Raw genomic sequence first — 20,334 nt, forward strand, 5'->3', positions numbered from 1 at the left:
TATTTTTTACCCAAATATAACTATTTTGCTATTTTTGAAATAAAAATATCTATGAAATACATTATTTCGTTACTTTTTTGCGTTTCATCATTTTTTTCTGCCCAAAAGCCCTGCGGATACAAGGACGGGCTTCAGGAAGGAACATGCAAACAATTCTATAAGAATGGCCAGGTAAAGGAAATAGCAGAATGGAAAAAAGGAAAATTAGAGGGAGATGCTGTTTTTTATTTTGAAAACGGAAAAATTCAGGCGCAAGGTGAATATAAAAAAGGCTATAAGGTAAAAGAATGGTCTTATTTTGATAAAGATGGCAAACTAACCGCTAAAGAAACATTCAGAAATGGTGAAAAGAACATTTATGACAACAGCTCTACGGCTACTTTTTTTTCTTCTACCGGTGTAGTGACCGAAATTTCCAACTATAAATTCGGAAAATTACATGGGGAAAGCAAATTGTTTCATGAAGACGGAAAGTCTGTGAAGCAGATCGGTTATTATGAAGGCGGTGCCGCAATAGGAAAATGGAAAACATTATATCCATCAGGAAAAATCCAACGCGAAACAGAATTCGTAAATGATAAATGGAACGGAAACCGAATTCATTATCGTGAAGACGGAAGCGTAGAAAAAACGGAAGTTTATAAAGACGGAAAATTAATCTCAACAAAATAATACATTGGTACACAAATTAAAACTGGAGGAACTCAACAGAATAGATGTAGAAACATTTAAGAAGACGGAAAAAATCCCATTAATTGTTGTTTTAGATAACATTAGAAGCATGCATAATGTCGGTGCGGCATTCAGAACAGGTGATGCTTTTCTGATTGAAAAAATAATTCTTTGCGGGATCACTCCACAACCTCCTCACCGTGAAATCCATAAAGCGGCTCTTGGTGCTACGGAAAGTGTGGACTGGATTTATGAAAACGACATCAATACAGCCATTAATGATCTGAAAGCTCAAGGTTTTGAAATCATTGGCATTGAACAAACCTCAGGAAGCCAGCTGATTACAGATTTTACAATTGACAAAACAAAGAAATATGCTGTCATATTAGGAAATGAAGTAGACGGAATCAGTGATGAAGCGTTACCTAATATTGATACATTTCTTGAGATTCCTCAATTAGGAACAAAGCATTCATTAAATGTAAGTGTATGTGGAGGAATCGTAATGTGGGAATTTGCCAAGGCATTAAAATAAAAAAACTGCATATGTCATTTGATAGACAGTGCAGTTTGAAATAAATCTAATAAAAAGTAAAAATGAAAGGCTACAAAGGTAACTTTTTTTTCATTACAAACAAATTTTAAATTTATTTTTTTTGCACTACCTTTAAAAAAGTTTCATTTTCAGAAAAAGTTTCGTTTAATTTTTTATAAATTAGCACAATGTTTATCAAGGATTATATCTCAAAAGATTTCCCGTGTTTCAGCCTGACTGATTCGATAGAATCAGCAAGAAATACTTTAGAAGACTTTGGATATACCCATATTTTCATCAAGAAATCCCACCATTTTTACGGAGCTATTGCCAAAGACTTTTTATACGAAGAGGAAGGGACGCTTAAGGACCTTGAACATCAGATCGAACGATTCGCCATTCTTGAGGACAATAATATCATGGACAGCATCCGTTTGTTTTATACATTCAATTCCAATGTGATCCCGGTAATCAATAAAAACGAAAAATATCTGGGATACATCAGCTGTGATGATATTTTCCAGGATTTTTCCCGTTACCCGCTGTTTTCAGAATCGGGAGCTATTCTTACTGTTGAAACACCTGCAAGAAAATATTCCATGACGGAGATCGCCAATATTGTGGAAAGCAATAATTCCAAATTTTATGGAGGGTTCATTAGCTTTATGTCTGAGGAGGTTATTCAGGTGACCATCAAAATCAGCAATGAAAACCTGGGTTCCATTGATGCAACTTTTGACCGATATGATTATAGAATTGTTGAAAAATACTATTCTGATGAGAAAACTGACCTGTTCAAAGACCGGTACGGATTTCTCCAAAAATTCATAGAAATATAACAATGAAGGCAGCCATATATTCTCAGAAGAAAGATCTTGATACGTTTCTGTATCTAAGCAAATTTGTTTCAGAGCTTGAAAGCAGAGGCGTAAAATCTGTTTTATATGATGAAATGGCTGAAGCGCTTCAGTTTTCCAAAATTTTTGAAACGTTCAATAATAAACAAGATCTGATCGATAAGGAAGTAGATCTTTTTTTTACGTTTGGGGGAGATGGAACCATTGTGAATTCCATTACATTCATTGAAGATCTTGAAATTCCTATTGTAGGGGTAAACACCGGAAGATTAGGATTTTTAGCCAGCTTTACCAAAGAAGAAGTTTTTAAAGAGCTTGATGCTATTTTGAAAGGTGACGTAAAAACAAGCCGCCGTTCTGTGATTGAAGTGGTTTCTCCAAGATCGGAAGATTTTTTCCCGTATGCATTGAACGACGTTACCGTTTCCCGAAAAGAAACAACATCCATGATTACCGTGGATTCTTATATTAATGACGAATTTCTGAATGTGTTTTGGGGTGACGGTGTGATTATCTCTACACCAACAGGTTCTACCGCTTATTCTTTAAGCTGTGGAGGTCCGATTATTTCGCCCAACAACGAAAACTTCGTCATTACACCTATTGCCCCTCACAATTTGAATGTAAGACCTCTGATTGTGAATGATACAGTAGAAATTAAATTCAGAGTGGAAAGCAGGGTTCCTCAATATTCTTTGTCTTTGGACTCAAGGCTTATCCATATCGAAACCGATAAAGAAATCATTATCAAAAAGGCAGATTTTCAGATTCTTCTGGTTCAGCCGAACAGTTTAAGTTTTTACGAAACGATTCGTCAGAAGCTACTTTGGGGACGAGACAAAAGAAATTAGTAATTACACAAAATTTCTTACCTTTACACGAATTTTTAAATCATCTAATAATTACATATAAAAAGTAAAACATGAGCAGAATTTTCCCGGCAGGAGTTGCCACAGGTCAGTTAGTTACAGATATTTTCCAGTACGCTAAAGAAAACAAATTCGCTTTACCTGCAGTAAATGTTGTAGGATCAAGCAATATAAATGCGACATTGGAAACTGCCGCAAAATTAAATTCTCCTGTTATCATCCAGTTTTCGAACGGAGGAGCTGCTTTCAATGCAGGAAAAGGATTAAGCAATGACGGACAAAAAGCTGCTGTTTTAGGAGCAATTGCCGGAGCAAAACATATTCATACGCTAGCTGAAGCTTACGGAGCTACTGTTATTTTACATACAGACCACTGTGCAAAGAAATTATTGCCTTGGATCGACGGATTAATGGATGCTAACGAAGATTTCTTCAAGCAGACAGGAAAATCCCTTTATTCTTCTCACATGTTGGATCTTTCTGAAGAACCTTTAGAAGAAAACCTTGAAATTTCGGCAAAATATTTCGAAAGAATGGCTAAAATGCAGATGACTTTAGAGGTAGAAATCGGAGTTACAGGAGGTGAAGAAGATGGTGTTGACAATTCCGATGTAGACAATTCCAAATTATATACTCAGCCGGAAGATGTAGCATATACCTACGAAAAATTAAAAGCTGTTTCTGATAACTTTACGATTGCGGCTGCTTTTGGTAATGTTCACGGAGTATATAAGCCTGGAAACGTGGTTCTTACTCCAAAAATCCTTGACAATTCTCAGAAATATGTTCAGGAAAAATTCGGAACTGCTGCGAAGCCGATTAATTTCGTATTCCACGGAGGTTCAGGATCTACGTTAGAAGAGATCAGAGAAGCAATTGATTATGGAGTCATCAAAATGAATATTGATACAGACCTTCAATTTGCTTATACGGAAGGAATCAGAGATTATATGGTAAACAATATCGAATACTTGAGATCTCAGATCGGAAATCCTGAAGGAGAAGAGAAACCAAACAAGAAATTCTACGATCCAAGAGTTTGGATCAGAAAAGGAGAAGAAACATTCTCTACAAGATTGGTTAAAGCGTTTGAAGACTTAAATAACGTAAACACTTTAAAATAAGAATTGTACAATGTATTCACGTAAAAGTATCACATCATAAAATACTTTACATGAATACATTTTACATTTATACATTAATACAAGCAAAAAATGGCATTCGACTGGTTTAAAAGAAAAGCAAAAAACATTACCACCTCTACTGATGAAAAAAAGGATGTTCCCAAAGGACTTTGGCATCAGACACCATCAGGAAAGATCGTGGAACATGAAGAATTGAAGAGAAATAATTATGTTTCTCCGGAAGACGGATTTCATGTAAGAATAGGAAGTGCAGAATTTTTTGACATCCTTTTTGACGAAGGTAAATTCACTGAACTGGATGCTAATGTTGAAAGTATTGATATCCTGAACTTTAAAGACACTAAACCTTATGTTGACCGTCTAAAAGAAGTAAAAGCCAAAACTAAACTTACAGACTCTATCAGAAATGCTGTAGGAACCGTAAATGGAACCAAAATGGTAGTTTCCTGTATGGATTTTGCCTTTATTGGTGGATCTTTAGGTTCTGTAATGGGAGAAAAGATCAGAAGAGCAGTAGATTATTGCATCGCCAATAAACTTCCTTATATGATCATCTGCCAGTCTGGTGGAGCAAGAATGCAGGAAGCAACTTACTCTCTAATGCAGTTGGCAAAAGTACAGGCAAAATTAGCTCAGCTTTCAGAAGCAGGACTTTTATATATCGCTTACCTTTGCGACCCTACATTTGGAGGAATTACCGCTTCTTTCGCTATGACAGCGGACATTATTATGGCTGAACCAGGAGCACTGATCGGTTTTGCAGGACCAAGGGTTATCCGTGAAACTATCGGTAGAGATTTACCGGAAGGATTCCAGACCTCAGAATTCCTACAGGAAAAAGGATTCGTTGATTTTATTGTCAAAAGAACTGAAATCAAAGACACTGTAGCAAAAACAGTGAATTTATTAGCGGTAAACGCATAAATTTTGTAACAAAAACAATATAATCTCTCTCTAATTAGGGAGAGATTTTTATTTATGAGGACTTTCAATATATTTTTCAGGACCATACGTACGTTGAGTTTCAAAAAAATTCTTCGGTTGTTATCCCTTGTTCTTCCCCATCCTCTTTTTTCTTTGCTTAGCTTTCATGCCACCGTACAAGCATTTTCCATTGCTCAGAAAAGATTTCCGGACAGCGCTTCCAATAACGGAGTAGGTAACGCTTTCAGACATGCACTTTGGTGCTGTTTTATCATGATGTATTGCTGCAAGGTATCTTCCCCTCAAAAAGCTCTGAATTTCTGCAAAAGAATAACAGATATGCACGAGGAACTCTTTCCCAATGAACCATTGGAAACCAAAATGGATCTTCATAATAACAAAATAGGCATGGATTACTTCGTGGAGCTTTTACCAGGAATACACCGCCAGTTTTTTGAGAAAGGATTTTTTATTGATGCTTTGCTAAAAAAAACAGAAAATGCAAAAATCTTAAAAAGCCTGGATGATAATTTTGAGGGGGATCTTGTATATCTTCGGTAGAAGTAGTTTTCATAACATTAATTTTATTATCTTTTCTAAAAATTTAATTCAAAACAAATGGTTCTCAGCAGAATTTGGTCGGCTTTTATTATCATAGCCATTGCTATTGCAAGTATAAAATATATTTCTTCAGGTAATTACAAGACCATTTTCAATGATATGGTGGTTGGAAAAGGAGGTGATACGGTGCAGATTGCCACTCAGAAGATGAATACGCTCTCTCCCGTTGTTAGAGACAGCCTGATGAAAAACCCGGATTTTGCAGACAATAGAATTCATTATAAAACAGATTCTTTGCAACAAGATGTAAAAGTCTACAGAGTTCAGGAAGCTGATGGAGTGATCGGAACGTCTGAAACTGCAGTGAAGATCTGTATTGGTTTGATTGGAATTATGACCTTATTCATGGGCTTTATGAGTATTGCTGAAAAAGCCGGCGGGATTAATCTTCTGAGCCGTTTTATTCAGCCTTTCTTTTCAAAGCTTTTCCCTGAAATTCCTAAAAACCATCCTGCTTTCGGGCATATGCTGATGAATTTCAGCGCCAATCTTTTAGGACTGGATAACGCAGCAACTCCTTTCGGTCTGAAAGCGATGGAAAGTTTACAGACTTTGAACCCCAATAAAGATACCGCAAGCAATTCACAGATCATGTTCCTTTGCCTTCATGCGGGAGGAATGACTTTGATTCCGGTTTCTATTATTGCCATAAGAGCTTCAATGGGATCCAAAACCCCGACAGATATTTTCCTTCCCTGTATGATTGCCACATTTACGGCTACTTTAGCAGCAATGATTATTGTTTCTCTGTATCAGAAGATTAATTTGCTTCGTCCTGTTGTTATTGGATATGTAGGAGGAATTTCCATGATTATCGGACTTCTTGTTTGGTATTTGGTGCAGCTCAGCAAAGATGAGTTGGATACTTTCAGTAAAATTTTAAGTAACGGGCTTATCCTTTTCATATTCTTAGCTATAGTTCTGGGAGCGGTCTATAAAAAGATTAATGTTTTTGACGCTTTTATTGATGGCGCAAAAGAAGGCTTCACGACCTGCGTCAAAATTATTCCTTACCTGGTTGGAATGCTGATTGCCATTTCTCTTTTAAGAACATCAGGCGTATTTGACGTGATCATTGACGGAATGAAATGGGTGGCCCATATTGCGAATTTAGACACCCGATTTGTAGACGGGCTTCCAACGGCCTTAATCAAACCTTTATCCGGTTCCGGAGCAAGAGGAATGATGGTAGATACGATGTCAACTTTCGGAGCAGATAGTTTCCAAGGAAAATTGGCTGCGGTACTTCAGGGAAGCTCAGATACGACGTTTTACGTGATTGCGGTTTACTTTGGGGCCGTAGCTGTCAAAAATACGAGATACACGGTAATTGCTATGCTTTTGGCCGATTTAGTGGGAATTATTACTTCGATTGCTTTAGCTTATCTGTTTTTTGCGTAAGTGATGAAAGAAGAAGATCAAAATATATTTGAAAAATCCACTGAGGTGATTGGTGGTTTCCAGATTTTCTTATCCCCTTTTTTAATTGCGGTAATAATTGCTGCAATCATATATTTCACTAATCCTAATACCATAACATTGATTATTGCAGTTGTTATTACCATTTTAGGAATTATTCTGGGGATAAAACTCGCCTCAAAAATTTATAAAAGTAAAGAAGGAACAATCCATTTTGTTTCCCGCACAGCTGCAACTCCCGAAATTGATGAATTAAACAAAAAAGAAAAAAAACATGATCCAAGATAAAGACTTCACCCTAAGACTCATCCGTCAGTTAACCCAAGCCTTAGAAAAACTGATATTAGATAAACCTGACGAAAGTTTAATGCAAAAAGAACTAGACTTTGATTCTTTGATGAAAGATATTTTCAAGATGAACTTCTCAGATGTCTCCTCTAAAACAAAAGAAGAACTGATTGAAATGGTCAATGAGAGACAGGAAAGGGATTACAAAGATTATTACGAAATGCTTGGAAACCTTTTTTATTTTAAAGGAAGAGAATCCAATAATACGGACTTTCTGGATAAGGCAAAAACATTCTACGAAAGGTATCTTCAGACAAGCGGAATCTTTGCTCTTCCGGTTATCAACAGAATCAACGAAATAAAAAAAGCACTTGAATAAAGTGCTTTTGTATTTTTAGAAAGTAATTTTATACGTTCCGGTAGAAGAAACATTCGCCTTTTCAGCCTTCACATATTTCTTAACCCATGCTACTGAAGTGGAAGCGACACAAGGGTCTGAAATTCCACCAGATCTTCTTGCGGAAACTACATTTCCTACTTTGTCTACGGTATAAGCAATGGTAATAGAACCACTTGCTGTACAGTTATGTGAAGGTTGTGCTCCTCCTCTTCCCATTGTTCCGGGAATATAACCAACCAGTTTTCTATCTATTCCCACTTTACTATCTCCATTTCCGTCACCACCTAAAGGATCTCCGGCATTTCCAATTCCGGTACCTGTTCCCTGGCTTCCTGCTTTTGTCCCTCTTCCTTTTATTAAATTTCCTATGGCAGCAGTTCCTTTACCATCTCCACTTCCTGTCTTGGAATTGGCGGTTGTGGCAGATGCTTTCTTCGTATTTTTAGAGGCCGTACTTCCGGATGTAGTATTCTTTGTAGATTTAGATTCTTCTTTTTTAGGAACAGCAACCTTTGAATTATTTCCGGTAATAATTTTTTCTTTAGCCTCTGTTTTTTTAGTTTCAGGTTGTGGATCCGGTTTTATTACCGTTTTGGTTTCAGGAACAGCGGCTTCTACAGGCTCTGGAGTAATCTCTTCAGCGGTTGCAGCAAGGCTTCCTTCCTGTTCTGCGGGTTCTTCAACTCCATTCCCGTTTCTGTTGTCTCCGAAATTAACCAACATCGTTGTCACAATTTCGGGCTCCTGTTCCAGTTCAGGCTTTAGCTTATATAGAAAAACAAAAAGCAAAATCGCAGACCAGATGAGAATAGAAAGCACACCGCTTTTTATCCTATCTCTGTTTTCTTCATTTTTGCTTATGATATAATTTTTCATTGTATTACCTCCTGTGATACAGGTTTATTTATCTTTTACGGTTGCAATAGCGATATTAAACTTATACTTTTCCGCAATTTCCATCACAAAAACAACGTCTTTATGCATGGTATTTTCATCGGCTCTTATGGTAAAAGATTTATTCGTCTGATTTGCTAATTTATTGGAGATTGTTGTCTCCAGCTGTTGTCTCTCGACCGGCTGATCATCCACATAATACGTCCCATCCGGTTTGATACTTACCGTAAGGGGATTTGGGATATTATCATCAACGGCTCCGGTTTTTGGTAATTTAACATCAATCGCACTCTGATTAGCAGCGGATGAAGTTACCATAAAGAAGATCAGCATTAGCAAGATAACATCTGTCATCGCAGCTAAACTGAATTCCGGGTTTGCTTTATTTCTTCTTTGAATTTTCATCTGTTTACTTTCTGTTGTTTTTTAATTCGTCAGATGTAACCTTTCGGTTTCATAAAACAAGAATTATAAAGGTTTGTTGATAAGATCTAAAAATTCTCCGGACATATTCTGAGCTCTCAATACAAACTTATCTATCCTCGTTAAAAGCAGGTTATAGAAAAAGTTCGCAGGGATAGCTACCGCAAGACCTACTGCAGTTTGTCCCAACGCGGTATAAATACCTTCGGAAAGTGTTTTAGGAGAGAATGAGCCTGTTGCATGAGATAGGTTAAAGAATGCAATAATCATCCCGATTACCGTTCCTAAAAGTCCTAACATCGGAGCAATACTTGGCACTACCGCCAAAAGATTAAGATTTTTCTCCATATTGGCTACTTCCACTTGTGCCTGAGCTTCCATGGCACTTACAATATCAGAAACTGGTCTTCCTAACCTGGAAATTCCTTTTTCTAAAATCCTTCCTTCAGGAGAGTTCTGTCTTTTGCAGTAATCTGCTGCTGATTCAATTCTCCCTTCTTTGATGAAGTCTTCGATATTATCCATAAAATTGGAATCTGTTTTGGAAGTCAGCCTTTTGATAAAGAAAAACCTTTCAAAGAACAGATATACAGAAAATACACCCAACAGTAACACCGTTACCATTACTATTTTGGCGAAAGCTCCACCATGAAACATGATTTTCCAAAATGAGAATTCTAAATCGTCTGTAGCCGCTACAGGTGCAGTAATTTGTGCAAATAAAATCTGAGTAAGTTCCGTTAACAGCATTAAAGTGTATTTTTTTATGGTTTAAACGACAAAAATAAAGGAATATTATTAATTGATCTCTTAAAAATTGCTTAAAAACAACTTAAATTTATGTTATCAACATAAAAGCAAATTTCTTTCCAAAACAGCTTTGAAAAGAAATTCGATATAAAAAAATATTGATTGGAGACTTATTCTTCGTCTACTTCAATATCATCTTGCTTAAATTCACATTTTAATCTGAAAGGAATCGGAGTATCAGATCCTGTGTAGAAATCATCAATGGTTCCCTTCCAGATTACCTGAAGCTCTCCTTCTTCATTTCTTTCAAATACGAGCTCATTATCATAGATATAAGCATCTTCATCATCAAAAAGATCTACTTCCGTATACGTTTCATCGTCGGAATCCGTGATCTGAATTGTTTTTCCTTCAATTTCTCCCGATTCTATAGGGAAATCAAAAACTTCAAGCGAAAGCTGTGGAAAATTGTATTGCAAAGAATCATCATCTACATGATCCAAACTGTCATCCGTGATAATTTCAACCTCAAGAAAATGTTGCTGGTTACTATAGACCGCTTTACAATAAGTATTTCTGATATTGTATTTTAGCGTTTCTTCCGGATGGTAAATCTTTAAAATCCCTTTCATTGTGTCTTAAAAAAAGAACTGTAATAGTATGAGTGTTAAACGTTTTCAACAAAGATAAAAAATTGATTGAAAGTGAAAAATATTTTGAAAAAATAATTTTCAAAATCAGCAGTACAGATCCTCTGGTTATCTTAATATTACTTACTTTTGTTATCCTAAAGATCCTGAAAATGAAAAACATTTTATCTAAAAGTATTGTAGGCATAGGCCTCGCTATAAGTTTAGTTTCTTGTAAAAAATCGGATTCGCCTTTAACGAAGGTGACGCCTACCAATTTAGACTCTATTGCTTCCAACTATTATGAGCAATATTTAAAATTATATCCTTTAGATGCTACCTCTCAAGGAGACACAAGGTACAATGATCAATTGCCGATCAATATTGATAAAGATTTTATTTCAGGGGAAATTGCTTTTTATAATTCTGTTCAGAAACAACTGGAGCAGGTGGATTACAAAGGCCTATCGGATGAAGACAAAGTAGTATATGATGTTCTGGATTATACTTTGAAAGATAAAATTGAAGCTTACGCCTATCACCCGGAATACATTCCTTTCACCCAGTTTGGAGGACTTCCGCTTACATTCCCTTTGTATGGAAGCGGACAAGGAAGCCAGCCGTTCAAAACAGCAAAAGATTATGACGATTGGCTAAAAAGAATGGAGAAATTCCCGGAATGGATGGATGCAGCTATTGAAAACTTCCGTGAAGGAATTAATAACAAAGTGGTTCTTCCTAAAAAACTGGTAATCAAAATGATTCCTCAAATGAAATCGGAAGAGATCACAACGCCTGACTTTGAGAAGAATATTTTCTACGGTCCTATTAAAAATTTTCCAAAAGATTTCACTTTGGATCAAAAAGATAAGTATACAACACTTTACAAAGAGGCAATATCTAAAAAAATCATTCCTGCTTACACGAAAATGGGAAATTTCCTTCAAACAGAATACTTGCCTAAAGCCAGAGAAACAGATGGTTACAATAGCTTACCTAAAGGAAATGACATCTATAAATATTATGTAAAAAGCTGGACGACAACAAATAAATCTCCTGAAGAGATCAATAAAATCGGGCTTCAGCAGGTTGCTATGCTTCGTTCCGAAATGGAAAAGGTAAAACAGCAGGTTGGTTTCACGGGAACATTGGAAGAATTCATCAATTTTGTAAAAACAGATCCCAAAGCGATGCCTTACAAAACTTCAAAAGAAGTTTTAGATGGCTTTAACGGAATTTTAGCTAAAATAACCCCGAAACTGAAAACGATGTTCAGCGTAACCCCGAAAACCAAGTTTGAAATCAGACAAACGGAAAAATTCAGGGAAGCAAGTGCAAGTGCGGAATATATCCAGGGAACGCCGGATGGCAAAAGACCGGGAATTTTCTATGTTCCTCTTCCGGATCCATCTAAATTTAATGTCACTTCAGGAATGGAGTCTCTTTTCCTTCATGAAGCTATTCCAGGACATCATTATCAGGTTTCTCTGCAACAGGAGAACACTAAACTTCCTAAATTTATGAGATTCGGATGGTTTGGTGCGTATGGAGAAGGATGGGCACATTATTGTGAAACATTAGGTCCGGAATTCGGTTTATATACGGATCCTTATCAAAAAATGGGATATTTAAGCGACCAAATGCTGAGAGCAGTAAGATTGGTTGTAGATACAGGATTGCACACCGGAAAAATGACCAGAGAAGAGGCCATTAAATATTTCCTAAGCAATATTTCTTATGATGAGGCTGGTGCAACGGCGGAAGTAGAAAGATATATGGCCATGCCGGGTCAGGCTTTAGGCTATAAGATCGGTTCTTTGAGAATCCGTGAATTGAGAGATCAGTATCAGAAACAATTGGGTAATAAATTCAGCCTGGCAAGTTTCCATGATGAAGTATTAAGCCAGGGTTGTCTTCCTTTAGATGTTCTGAACAGAAAAATGGAACTTTGGGCAAAAAAACAAAAATAATTTATTAATAGCCATGATAGAAAGTCTGAAATCTCTTTATACAAGAGATTTAAATAAATTAAGAGCAGAAATTCTGTCTTACAACAATGAAAAGATCATTTGGAGTGTTGACAAAAACATCTCCAATTCCGCGGGAAATTTATGCCTTCATTTGGTAGGAAACTTAAATCATTTTATAGGAACTGTTCTTGGAAATTCGGGTTATGTAAGAAACAGAGACCTTGAATTTTCATTGAAAAATATTCCCCGCCCGGAACTGATTGAAAAAATAGACAGAACTTTAGATATTGTCACTAAAACTCTCGATAAGCTCGATGAAGATGATTTGAAAAAAGAGTATCCCCTTGTTGTTTTTGAAAGCAAAATGTCAACAGAATATTTTTTGATTCACCTGCTTTCTCATTTGGATTATCATTTGGGACAGATTAATTATCACAGAAGATTATTAGATAATTAAGAGTTTATCTTCTTTTACAAAAATACTCCCCTTCTTTGAAGGGGAATTTTTTTTATTTATTTTTTTCGAACAGCATTTTCGTTATAAAATCTTTATCTCCTTTTCCTCTTGCCGGAGAATATTCTCTTCCATAAAAGATGATCTGAAGGTGAAGTTTATTCCACACGCTTTCAGGAAAAATCTTCTTGGCGTCTTTTTCTGTTTCCACAACGTTTTTTCCGGAAGTAAGCTGCCATTGCGTCATCAACCTATGAATGTGCGTATCCACCGGAAATGCAGGATATCCAAACCCCTGGCTCATGACTACAGAAGCGGTCTTGTGTCCCACTCCCGGCAAAGCTTCTAATTCTTCATAGGTTTGCGGGACCACTCCGTTATGTCTTTCCAGCAGGAGCTCAGCCATTCTTTTCAGGTTTTTAGCTTTGGTATTGGAAAGACCGATTTCTTTGATCAATTCCCGGATCTCATCCACTTCCAATTGAGCCATTTTTTCAGGGGTTCCGGCCACTTCGAAAAGCTTTGGAGTTACCTGATTTACTTTTTTATCTGTTGTCTGTGCAGAAAGTGCTACAGCAACCATTAATGTATATGCATCCACATGATCCAGGGGAATGGGAACTTCCGGATATAATTTTTCTAATTCCGTTTGGATAAGCTCTGCTCTTTGCTTTTTTGTCATGTAACCCTTAAATTTGACAAAATTAAACATTATGTTGCAAGTTGGAGACAAATTACCGGAATTTGAAGGAATCAATCAAGATGGAAAAACTATAAAATCATCTCAATTAATAGGAAAAAAACTGGTTGTATTCTTTTATCCTCAAGCGAATACTCCAACCTGTACGGTAGAGGCATGTAATCTCAGCGACAATTATTCCAAATTGAAGAAAGCGGGATTCCAATTATTGGGAGTAAGCGCAGATTCCGTTAAAAAACAGAAAAACTTCCACAATAAATTTGCATTCCCTTATGATCTGATTGCTGACGAAAACCGAGATCTGGTAGAAAAATTTGGAGTTTGGCAGCAGAAAACCACTTTCGGGAAGACTTATATGGGGATTGTACGAACTACTTTTATCTTTGATCAAAACGGGATCTGTACAAGAGTGATTGAAAAAATAACATCTAAAACGGCTGCTGAGCAGATTCTGGAAGGATAATTATAACACAAGAAACACTAATACATTCACAAATGACACCAATTATAGTGTTATTCGTGAAAATTCGTGTTAATAAATTCTTCGCTTTGCTCAGAATGATAGTTAAGGAATACGTTACTCTGTTTCGTAATACATCAGCTCTTCATCATTGGGAAGAGTGACATATCTCTGAAATTTCAAGCCTAATCTTTCAATTAATTTTTGGGAGGAGAAATTGTCTTTTGAGGTGATTGCTGAGATTTTCTTCAAGCCAAAATCATCCATTCCAATAGATTTGACCTTTATGGCGGCTTCATAAGCATATCCTTTCCCTTCAAAACCATCCAACAGGGAAAAACCGATGTCTACCACATCAAGGCCTTCTCTTTCAAAGATTCCTACACCCCCGATTTTTTCATTCCCTTCTTTGGTGATCATTATGTAATTTCCGAAACCTAATTTTTCAAACTGTGGAAAAAATTTATTTCTGATATAGTCTTCTGCATCAGAAATGGTTTTAATATTCCGATCCCCGATATATTTAATAAATCTTGGGCTATTGTAAAGTTCAAATATGAAAGCTGCATCATCCACAGACATAGGGCGGATAATCAGTCTTGCTGTTTCGTAAAAGCTATTTTCGTTGGGTTGCTCCGGTTGATTTTTTAGGCTCATCTTTGGGTTCTTCCTTTTTTTCAAGCTTTAAAAGCCGTGGATTATTTTTACATTTTTTATTATAGAGCTCAATATAGGTCCCATTATCTTTTACATTAGTAATTGCACCTGTAGTTTTGCTTATCGTTAATGTGTAATGATTTTTCTGATAAGGACATTCAGTTGATGTCAGTTTTCCGAGATCCAGATAATAATTGGATTTATCTTCATAATAATTTCCTGCAACATCTTTAAATTCTTCATCCACCATATATCCTTCTATCGTTGCTGCAATGGCTGCTTCTTCTACATTATCAATAGTCCCGATAAAACTTTTCAATGTTGCCAGATCCGTCACATAATCCATTTTTCCTGCCGATGAATAAGCAATATAATAGAAACTGTCCTCCTCTGGGAAAATATCAAATCCGGAAAATTGCGGAGTATAAGACATCTTCGTTCCGGAAATTTTGATTTCCTGATCTTTTCCATAGCTATTATACACCAAAACCCAAAAATCTACCTTATCATTAGGAATAATTCTTTGCAGAATCCCAGGAATACCGGCAAACTTTTTCTTATTCTGCGAATACATCAATATCCCCGAAATAAGGAAGGCAAATAATATGATTTTGGATGTTATTTTTTTCATAGTTCAAAACCCGGCAGAAAGTATGCCAATCCTTTTACATGAATTTTTCTCCTTTTTTGAGGTTTTTTAGGTCCAGAACATAATCTTTGATCAGCTGATCGTGATCTCTTGGGCAAATGAGTAATACCTTTTCTGTGTCTACTACAATATAATCTTTCAGTCCGTCTATGACAATTGCTTTATTGTTGTTTTTGACATGAATGATATTCCCTTTCGTATTATACGTTAGAATATGCTTTTGCTTTACCGCATTCCTATTTTCATCTTTTTCGGTATTTTCATACACCGAAGTCCACGTTCCAAGATCGCTCCATCCCAGATCCGAAGGAATCACGTAGACATTTTTTGCCTTTTCCAGAATCCCGTTATCAATAGAAATTTTCTGAACCTTCGGATAAATGGTTTCAATACAGCTGTCTTCATTTTCGGAATTGTATTCACAAGCCATAAAATGCTGTGTCATTTCAGGAAGGAAGGTTTCAAAAGCATGATGAATTGCTTTTACGTTCCAGATAAATATTCCTGCATTCCAAAGAAAGTCTCCACTTTCCAGAAAGCTTTGCGCAATCTCTAAAATCGGTTTTTCCGTAAAGGTTTTTACTTTAAAAAATTCCGATCCTTTCTTTTCTACAAACTGAATGTATCCATATCCGGTATCCGGTCTTGTAGGGGTAATCCCCAAAGTCACAAGATATTCATTCTTAGAGGCAAGATCAAAAGCCAGCTCCATTTTCTCCAGGAAAATATCTTCTTTAAGGATTAGATGGTCTGCAGGAAGAACGATCATTGTAGCATCAGGATTGAGCTCTGCAATTTTATTCGCCATGTACAAATTACAGGCTGCCGTATTCTTGATCATCGGTTCTCCCACAATATTCTGTTCCGGGATTTCCGGTAATTGCTGTTGAGAAAGGCCTACATATTCTTTATTGGTAATAACGAATATATTTTCGTTAGGAATGATCTTACTGATCCTGTCATAAGTCTGCTGAATCATGGTACGTCCAACTCCTAAAATATCTTGAAATTGTTTTGGAAATTTCTGTGTACTTAAAGGCCAGAATCTACTCCCGATCCCACCTGCCATAATTACACAGTATTTATCTGATTTTGACATACTTAAGTGCATTTTTCTACCCTTGCCAAAGGTTTGAAAGAATATTTTCTTCCAGTAGCCAGGTTCTTACAAAGATAGTTTTTTTTAATCAGACCTTCTAATAAATACTTTTCTCTGCGATATATAAAATATTCTCCCTTTTGCAATTCCTGAATAAACTGAAGCTTATCATCCTGCTTTTCAATATGAAAGTATTTTACAAGCTCCGGGCTCGACATAAAATTGGCCTTCGGAGATTTTGAAAATTTCACAATGATCGGTCTTAAACCTTCTTCATAGACTTCGATACTCTGCAAAAGCATTTGCCTGAAAGTTTCTTTCCATTCCGCTCCGTGAGGAGAAATTCTTCTGCCATATTTTTCAAATGCTATGAGATGAGCCAGCTCATGGGTCAGCACAAAGAAAAACAACTGTGGAACCAGTGTGGAATTAATGGTGATTTCATGGGAATTATCCGGGAGCTTTCTGTAATCTCCCAGTTTGGAATCCCTGTTTCTTGTAATCTTTATATGAATATAGTAATCTGAAAACCAGATTTTTAAATATTGAAGCGTATGTGAGGGTAAATATTTTTCTAGGGCTTGAATAGACATTTTACAAACTTAATGGAATTCCCGCATAGAAATTCAACAATTTAAGACTGAAAAGATAATTAAATTTCGCTTGCGCTACAGAACCTTGTGCATTCGCATAATTGTTTCTGGCTACATTCACATCATAAATGGTGGATCTTCCCGCCGCATAGCTCTTATCTGCAAAATCCAATGCAAGTTTAGTACTTTTCGCGGTTTCTAATGCAGACAGATACGTTTCATAGTTAGCGTCCACATCAAATTGAGCTTTCTGAACATTTTGCCTTACTGTTTGCTTTTGTTGCTCCAGCGAATTTTTAGCAATGTTCTCATTGATTTTTGATTGCTCTACCTGCAATTTGGTAATTCCTTTATTAAAAATAGGAACATTGATGGATACTCCTACCTGCTGCCCGAAATTATCTTTATACTGCTGGAAGAAAGACGGATCATTCACAAGATTGCCAAACTGGTCGTAGCTTTTATTTAATAAATTGTTATAGAAACTTCCGATTCCCGCACTTGCCGTTATAGTAGGCCAGAATGCCGTTTTTGAAACCTCTGTCTGAGCTTCCGCCGCTCTGATTCTGCTTTCTGCCGCTTTAACCTGTGGTTGGTTCTCATAGGCCGTATTTAAAACCTCATCAACGGATTTCAATTGAGATTCCAGCTGATCCGGAACGTTCACATCTTCCACATCAAAGCCTTTATAATCCTGCAATTGCAAAAGCTGAGCTAAAGCAAATAAGCTTCTTCCCACGTTGATTTCAGCAGTTTTAAGATTCTGCTTTTCTCTGGCTAACCCTGCTTCTGCTTCGGCAAGAACGGTTTGTGCAGTAGACCCTACTTTCGTGGTTATTTTGGCTCTATCATATTGTTTTTGTGCATTTTCTACTGCACTTTGAGAAATTTTTACAATTTCCTTATTTAAAAGTGTTGTTAAATATTGTTGAGCGATTTGTAAAGAAATGTCATTTTTGATCGTTTCCACGTCATATTGGCTTGCTTCCACATCATATTGAACCTTTCTTATATTTTTTTCTAATCTCCCGTTATTATACAGTAAAATATCAGCTCCCAGATTAGCGCTATTACTGAACCTGTCGTTTCTCAAACTCCCCGTTCCGAAAGAAGTCTGCCCGAAGCTCATATTATTGCTCATATTTCCGGATACTGAAGGCAGGTATTCCTTTCTTGCCATTTTAAGATTAGTATCCTGAACTTGTTTTGAATATTCATTTTGGATAACCTGAAGATTATGTTTCACTGCATAATCCACACATTCTCTTAAGGACCATTTTTTCTGGGCATTCACGCCCAAACAAGCCAATCCAAAAACGATGATCCAAACTTTTTTCATATTAATTAATCTTTACTGATATTAGACGAACCAAATATAAAAAAGTTACAGTTCTAAAAAATTAATATTTTATTTAAAAAACTTTTGAGAATTTTGTGCCATGACTAATGAACAATACCAACAGGCCGTAGAATGGCTTTTTGTACAGGCTCCCAATTACCAGGTTGATGGGGAAAAGGCATATAAACCGGGTTTAGACAATATCATCAAACTGTGTGCTTTCTTTGGAAACCCACAGGAAAAAATACAATGTATCCACATTGGAGGAACCAATGGAAAAGGATCTACCAGCAATATGCTGGCTTCAGTTCTTCAGGAATCCGGTTATAAAATTGGTTTATATAACTCTCCTCATCTTATTGATTTTACGGAACGTATCAAAGTAAACGGTAAAAACTGCGATAAGGAGTTCGTTTTTAATTTTATCCAAAAGCTTAAAAACCTTCCGGAAGATATTCGCCCTTCTTTTTTTGAGTTCACTACGATTATGGCTTTTGAATATTTTTATCAGCAAAAAGTTGATTTCGCCATTATTGAAGTCGGTTTAGGCGGCAGACTGGATTCTACAAATATTATTAAACCTTTAGTTTCCGCTATTACTAATGTTCAACTAGACCATCAGAATATTTTAGGGAACACCATTGAAGAAATTGCCGCAGAAAAAGCGGGAATCATTAAAAACAATACTCCCATCATTTCCGGAGATGAAAATGACACCGTAAAAAACATTATTAAAGAGAAGGCAGAACGGAAAAATGCCCCATTTATTGATGCAAGCTTATTAAAAACAGATTTACAATCAGATCTAAAAGGAAATTACCAGGAAAAGAACATCAGAGTGGTTAAAGCATTGGTTGATGAATTAAGAAAGCTTGACATTACCATTACAGATCCTGATCTGGAAAAAGGACTATTACATGTTCACAACAACACCCATTTTATCGGCCGTTGGTTTGAGTTCTCCCAAAACCCATTGACAATTTGTGACACAGCACACAATCAGGCCGGATTGGAACAGGTTTTTGCCCAATTAAATTCTATCAATAAACATAAGCACGTAATTTTAGGCTTCGTGAATGATAAGAAAATAGACGAAGTCATGAGCTTATTGCCCGAAAACTCTGATTTTTATTTTGCCAAACCCTCTATCAACAGGGGAAGAGACCCGAAAGAGTATGAAGACCTGCTGCAAAAAGCAAAAATAAATTATAAAATTTTGGATTCTGTACAGGACGCCTATCTTTCTGCAAAACAACAATGTACAGCGGATGAAATGATTTTTATCGGCGGCAGCAACTTTGTAGTCGGAGAATTTTTAGAAAAAAATTTGGAGATTTCCAGATAAGTCGTATATTTGCACCACTCTAAACGAGAAAACAAGTATAGAGGGTTCTTAGCTCAGTTGGTTCAGAGCATCTGGTTTACACCCAGAGGGTCGGGGGTTCGAATCCCTCAGGACCCACAGAAAGGAAACGAAACCTTTAAAAAAAATTCGGGTTCTTAGCTCAGTTGGTTCAGAGCATCTGGTTTACACCCAGAGGGTCGGGGGTTCGAATCCCTCAGGACCCACAAAAAAACCGCAACATTCTGTTGCGGTTTTTTTTATATTCTTTTTTCAATCTAATAAAAAACTTCCCTTTAAAAAAGAGAAGTTTCAAAAGATAGTTGTTTAAAGATGAAAATAGAATGGATTGATTTCACTTTAAAAATAATAAACTTTTCAGTGCTGAAAATATGACCGTGGTCATAAAATAAAGAACCACAACAAATTGTTGTGGTTCTTTATTTTAGTGTTAAGTTATTTCTTATTTTGTCCCGGAGCATAATGTTTGGCTGATTTTGCTCCTGTTACTTTTTTAACCTGTCCCGGAGGAAGTCCGTGATTACCGTTAGGCTTCAAACGAGGGGCACATGAAGCAACAAATAATCCTACTAGCGCTATAGCTCCTATTTTTTTCATTAATTTCATAATCGTATTTTTACTATA

At 36.4% G+C, this 20,334-nt stretch carries 25 protein-coding genes and 2 tRNA genes; 16 read left to right on the forward strand and 11 right to left on the reverse strand.

What is annotated here, in order from left to right:
- The first annotated feature begins 51 nt into the window (after positions 1–51).
- The 10 genes from EGI05_RS15935 (at position 52) to EGI05_RS15980 (ending at position 7,709) form a co-directional block, all read left to right on the forward strand.
- On the forward strand, positions 52–672 hold the full coding sequence (locus EGI05_RS15935) for a toxin-antitoxin system YwqK family antitoxin (protein WP_123264391.1): 621 nt from the start codon (positions 52–54) through the stop codon (positions 670–672).
- 4 nt (positions 673–676) lie between these two features.
- Complete coding sequence (locus EGI05_RS15940) at positions 677–1,207, forward strand: RNA methyltransferase (RefSeq protein WP_123264017.1); 531 nt, start codon at positions 677–679, stop codon at positions 1,205–1,207.
- 188 nt (positions 1,208–1,395) lie between these two features.
- The gene (locus EGI05_RS15945) at positions 1,396–2,046 is read left to right on the forward strand and encodes a CBS domain-containing protein (RefSeq protein ID WP_123264018.1); all 651 of its coding nucleotides are present in this window, start codon (positions 1,396–1,398) and stop codon (positions 2,044–2,046) included.
- Between the two features lie 2 nt (positions 2,047–2,048).
- Entirely contained in the window at positions 2,049–2,915 is an 867-nt protein-coding gene (locus tag EGI05_RS15950) for an NAD kinase (RefSeq protein ID WP_123264019.1), read from the forward strand.
- Positions 2,916–2,986: 71 nt separating this feature from the next.
- Positions 2,987–4,057 carry a class II fructose-bisphosphate aldolase gene (fbaA, locus tag EGI05_RS15955; protein ID WP_123264020.1) on the forward strand — a complete coding sequence of 357 codons (1,071 nt, stop codon included), beginning with the start codon at positions 2,987–2,989 and terminating at the stop codon, positions 4,055–4,057.
- A gap of 90 nt (positions 4,058–4,147) precedes the next feature.
- A complete protein-coding gene (gene accD, locus EGI05_RS15960) occupies positions 4,148–5,002 on the forward strand; it encodes an acetyl-CoA carboxylase, carboxyltransferase subunit beta (RefSeq protein WP_123264021.1) in 855 nt (284 codons plus the stop codon).
- A gap of 54 nt (positions 5,003–5,056) precedes the next feature.
- The gene (locus tag EGI05_RS15965; RefSeq protein WP_123264022.1) at positions 5,057–5,563 is read left to right on the forward strand and encodes a DUF6973 domain-containing protein; all 507 of its coding nucleotides are present in this window, start codon (positions 5,057–5,059) and stop codon (positions 5,561–5,563) included.
- A 57-nt stretch (positions 5,564–5,620) separates the two neighbouring features.
- A complete protein-coding gene (locus tag EGI05_RS15970) occupies positions 5,621–7,024 on the forward strand; it encodes a nucleoside recognition domain-containing protein (protein WP_123264023.1) in 1,404 nt (467 codons plus the stop codon).
- 3 nt (positions 7,025–7,027) lie between these two features.
- Positions 7,028–7,330: a hypothetical protein gene (locus tag EGI05_RS15975; RefSeq protein ID WP_123264024.1), complete on the forward strand. Its 303-nt coding sequence runs from the start codon at positions 7,028–7,030 to the stop codon at positions 7,328–7,330.
- A complete protein-coding gene (locus tag EGI05_RS15980; protein ID WP_123264025.1) occupies positions 7,317–7,709 on the forward strand; it encodes a hypothetical protein in 393 nt (130 codons plus the stop codon). Before EGI05_RS15975 ends, EGI05_RS15980 begins: the two co-directional genes overlap by 14 nt.
- A 15-nt stretch (positions 7,710–7,724) precedes the next feature.
- Here EGI05_RS15980 and EGI05_RS15985 read toward each other — a convergent pair whose 3' ends face one another.
- The 4 genes from EGI05_RS15985 to EGI05_RS16000 form a co-directional block, all read right to left on the reverse strand.
- The gene (locus EGI05_RS15985) at positions 7,725–8,606 is read right to left on the reverse strand and encodes a ferric siderophore ABC transporter substrate-binding protein (RefSeq protein ID WP_123264026.1); all 882 of its coding nucleotides are present in this window, start codon (positions 8,604–8,606) and stop codon (positions 7,725–7,727) included.
- Between the two features lie 24 nt (positions 8,607–8,630).
- A complete protein-coding gene (locus tag EGI05_RS15990) occupies positions 8,631–9,029 on the reverse strand; it encodes an ExbD/TolR family protein (RefSeq protein ID WP_123264027.1) in 399 nt (132 codons plus the stop codon).
- A 63-nt stretch (positions 9,030–9,092) separates the two neighbouring features.
- On the reverse strand, positions 9,093–9,797 hold the full coding sequence (locus EGI05_RS15995) for a MotA/TolQ/ExbB proton channel family protein (protein WP_123264028.1): 705 nt from the start codon (positions 9,795–9,797) through the stop codon (positions 9,093–9,095).
- Positions 9,798–9,967: 170 nt separating this feature from the next.
- Positions 9,968–10,429, reverse strand: a complete 462-nt coding sequence (locus tag EGI05_RS16000; RefSeq protein ID WP_123264029.1) for a hypothetical protein — start codon at positions 10,427–10,429, stop codon at positions 9,968–9,970.
- Positions 10,430–10,599: 170 nt separating this feature from the next.
- On the opposite strand from EGI05_RS16000, the gene EGI05_RS16005 reads away from it, so the two are divergent.
- Positions 10,600–12,396: a DUF885 domain-containing protein gene (locus EGI05_RS16005; RefSeq protein ID WP_123264392.1), complete on the forward strand. Its 1,797-nt coding sequence runs from the start codon at positions 10,600–10,602 to the stop codon at positions 12,394–12,396.
- Positions 12,397–12,409: 13 nt separating this feature from the next.
- Positions 12,410–12,853, forward strand: coding sequence for a DinB family protein (locus EGI05_RS16010; RefSeq protein ID WP_123264030.1), 444 nt, complete (start codon positions 12,410–12,412; stop codon positions 12,851–12,853).
- A 52-nt stretch (positions 12,854–12,905) separates the two neighbouring features.
- Here the strand turns inward: EGI05_RS16010 and nth are convergent, their stop codons facing one another.
- Entirely contained in the window at positions 12,906–13,532 is a 627-nt protein-coding gene (gene nth / locus EGI05_RS16015; protein WP_123264393.1) for an endonuclease III, read from the reverse strand.
- Between the two features lie 31 nt (positions 13,533–13,563).
- Here nth and bcp point away from each other — a divergent pair, with 31 nt between their 5' ends.
- Positions 13,564–14,013, forward strand: coding sequence for a thioredoxin-dependent thiol peroxidase (gene bcp / locus EGI05_RS16020; protein ID WP_123264031.1), 450 nt, complete (start codon positions 13,564–13,566; stop codon positions 14,011–14,013).
- Positions 14,014–14,127: 114 nt separating this feature from the next.
- Here the strand turns inward: bcp and EGI05_RS16025 are convergent, their stop codons facing one another.
- The 5 genes from EGI05_RS16025 to EGI05_RS16045 are packed head-to-tail and all read right to left on the reverse strand — an operon-like array spanning position 14,128 to position 18,347.
- Positions 14,128–14,667: a GNAT family N-acetyltransferase gene (locus EGI05_RS16025; protein ID WP_123264032.1), complete on the reverse strand. Its 540-nt coding sequence runs from the start codon at positions 14,665–14,667 to the stop codon at positions 14,128–14,130.
- A complete protein-coding gene (locus EGI05_RS16030; RefSeq protein ID WP_123264033.1) occupies positions 14,627–15,298 on the reverse strand; it encodes a hypothetical protein in 672 nt (223 codons plus the stop codon). Before EGI05_RS16030 ends, EGI05_RS16025 begins: the two co-directional genes overlap by 41 nt.
- A gap of 34 nt (positions 15,299–15,332) precedes the next feature.
- Positions 15,333–16,415 (reverse strand): mannose-1-phosphate guanylyltransferase, encoded by a 1,083-nt coding sequence (locus tag EGI05_RS16035; protein ID WP_228428630.1) that lies wholly within the window; start codon positions 16,413–16,415, stop codon positions 15,333–15,335.
- A 2-nt stretch (positions 16,416–16,417) separates the two neighbouring features.
- On the reverse strand, positions 16,418–17,008 hold the full coding sequence (locus tag EGI05_RS16040; protein ID WP_123264034.1) for a SprT-like domain-containing protein: 591 nt from the start codon (positions 17,006–17,008) through the stop codon (positions 16,418–16,420).
- A gap of 1 nt (position 17,009) precedes the next feature.
- Positions 17,010–18,347, reverse strand: coding sequence for a TolC family protein (locus EGI05_RS16045; protein ID WP_123264035.1), 1,338 nt, complete (start codon positions 18,345–18,347; stop codon positions 17,010–17,012).
- A gap of 100 nt (positions 18,348–18,447) precedes the next feature.
- Between EGI05_RS16045 and EGI05_RS16050 the strand changes: the two genes are divergently transcribed.
- The 3 genes from EGI05_RS16050 (at position 18,448) to EGI05_RS16060 (ending at position 19,916) form a co-directional block, all read left to right on the forward strand.
- A complete protein-coding gene (locus tag EGI05_RS16050; RefSeq protein WP_123264036.1) occupies positions 18,448–19,692 on the forward strand; it encodes a bifunctional folylpolyglutamate synthase/dihydrofolate synthase in 1,245 nt (414 codons plus the stop codon).
- Positions 19,693–19,734: 42 nt separating this feature from the next.
- Positions 19,735–19,809: transfer RNA gene (locus EGI05_RS16055), tRNA-Val, on the forward strand.
- A 32-nt stretch (positions 19,810–19,841) separates the two neighbouring features.
- Positions 19,842–19,916, forward strand: a tRNA-Val gene (locus EGI05_RS16060).
- Positions 19,917–20,145: 229 nt separating this feature from the next.
- Here the strand turns inward: EGI05_RS16060 and EGI05_RS18045 are convergent.
- On the reverse strand, positions 20,146–20,316 hold the full coding sequence (locus tag EGI05_RS18045; RefSeq protein ID WP_166668356.1) for a hypothetical protein: 171 nt from the start codon (positions 20,314–20,316) through the stop codon (positions 20,146–20,148).
- Positions 20,317–20,334: the final 18 nt, after the last annotated feature.

The organism is Chryseobacterium daecheongense, assembly GCF_003729955.1.
GTDB classification, from domain to species: domain Bacteria; phylum Bacteroidota; class Bacteroidia; order Flavobacteriales; family Weeksellaceae; genus Chryseobacterium; species Chryseobacterium daecheongense.

What these genes read in the sequence shown, in the direction of transcription:
- EGI05_RS15935 (WP_123264391.1), top strand. Translation starts at nt 52, where the DNA reads ATGAAATACATTATTTCGTTACTTTTTTGCGTTTCATCATTTTTTTCT.
- EGI05_RS15945 (WP_123264018.1), top strand. Translation starts at nt 1,396, where the DNA reads ATGTTTATCAAGGATTATATCTCAAAAGATTTCCCGTGTTTCAGCCTG.
- EGI05_RS15950 (WP_123264019.1), top strand. Translation starts at nt 2,049, where the DNA reads ATGAAGGCAGCCATATATTCTCAGAAGAAAGATCTTGATACGTTTCTG.
- fbaA (WP_123264020.1), top strand. Translation starts at nt 2,987, where the DNA reads ATGAGCAGAATTTTCCCGGCAGGAGTTGCCACAGGTCAGTTAGTTACA.
- accD (WP_123264021.1), top strand. Translation starts at nt 4,148, where the DNA reads ATGGCATTCGACTGGTTTAAAAGAAAAGCAAAAAACATTACCACCTCT.
- EGI05_RS15965 (WP_123264022.1), top strand. Translation starts at nt 5,057, where the DNA reads ATGAGGACTTTCAATATATTTTTCAGGACCATACGTACGTTGAGTTTC.
- EGI05_RS15970 (WP_123264023.1), top strand. Translation starts at nt 5,621, where the DNA reads ATGGTTCTCAGCAGAATTTGGTCGGCTTTTATTATCATAGCCATTGCT.
- EGI05_RS15975 (WP_123264024.1), top strand. Translation starts at nt 7,028, where the DNA reads ATGAAAGAAGAAGATCAAAATATATTTGAAAAATCCACTGAGGTGATT.
- EGI05_RS15980 (WP_123264025.1), top strand. Translation starts at nt 7,317, where the DNA reads ATGATCCAAGATAAAGACTTCACCCTAAGACTCATCCGTCAGTTAACC.
- EGI05_RS15985 (WP_123264026.1), bottom strand. Translation starts at nt 8,606, where the DNA reads ATGAAAAATTATATCATAAGCAAAAATGAAGAAAACAGAGATAGGATA.
- EGI05_RS15990 (WP_123264027.1), bottom strand. Translation starts at nt 9,029, where the DNA reads ATGAAAATTCAAAGAAGAAATAAAGCAAACCCGGAATTCAGTTTAGCT.
- EGI05_RS15995 (WP_123264028.1), bottom strand. Translation starts at nt 9,797, where the DNA reads ATGCTGTTAACGGAACTTACTCAGATTTTATTTGCACAAATTACTGCA.
- EGI05_RS16000 (WP_123264029.1), bottom strand. Translation starts at nt 10,429, where the DNA reads ATGAAAGGGATTTTAAAGATTTACCATCCGGAAGAAACGCTAAAATAC.
- EGI05_RS16005 (WP_123264392.1), top strand. Translation starts at nt 10,600, where the DNA reads ATGAAAAACATTTTATCTAAAAGTATTGTAGGCATAGGCCTCGCTATA.
- EGI05_RS16010 (WP_123264030.1), top strand. Translation starts at nt 12,410, where the DNA reads ATGATAGAAAGTCTGAAATCTCTTTATACAAGAGATTTAAATAAATTA.
- nth (WP_123264393.1), bottom strand. Translation starts at nt 13,532, where the DNA reads ATGACAAAAAAGCAAAGAGCAGAGCTTATCCAAACGGAATTAGAAAAA.
- bcp (WP_123264031.1), top strand. Translation starts at nt 13,564, where the DNA reads ATGTTGCAAGTTGGAGACAAATTACCGGAATTTGAAGGAATCAATCAA.
- EGI05_RS16025 (WP_123264032.1), bottom strand. Translation starts at nt 14,667, where the DNA reads ATGAGCCTAAAAAATCAACCGGAGCAACCCAACGAAAATAGCTTTTAC.
- EGI05_RS16030 (WP_123264033.1), bottom strand. Translation starts at nt 15,298, where the DNA reads ATGAAAAAAATAACATCCAAAATCATATTATTTGCCTTCCTTATTTCG.
- EGI05_RS16035 (WP_228428630.1), bottom strand. Translation starts at nt 16,415, where the DNA reads ATGTCAAAATCAGATAAATACTGTGTAATTATGGCAGGTGGGATCGGG.
- EGI05_RS16040 (WP_123264034.1), bottom strand. Translation starts at nt 17,008, where the DNA reads ATGTCTATTCAAGCCCTAGAAAAATATTTACCCTCACATACGCTTCAA.
- EGI05_RS16045 (WP_123264035.1), bottom strand. Translation starts at nt 18,347, where the DNA reads ATGAAAAAAGTTTGGATCATCGTTTTTGGATTGGCTTGTTTGGGCGTG.
- EGI05_RS16050 (WP_123264036.1), top strand. Translation starts at nt 18,448, where the DNA reads ATGACTAATGAACAATACCAACAGGCCGTAGAATGGCTTTTTGTACAG.
- EGI05_RS18045 (WP_166668356.1), bottom strand. Translation starts at nt 20,316, where the DNA reads ATGAAATTAATGAAAAAAATAGGAGCTATAGCGCTAGTAGGATTATTT.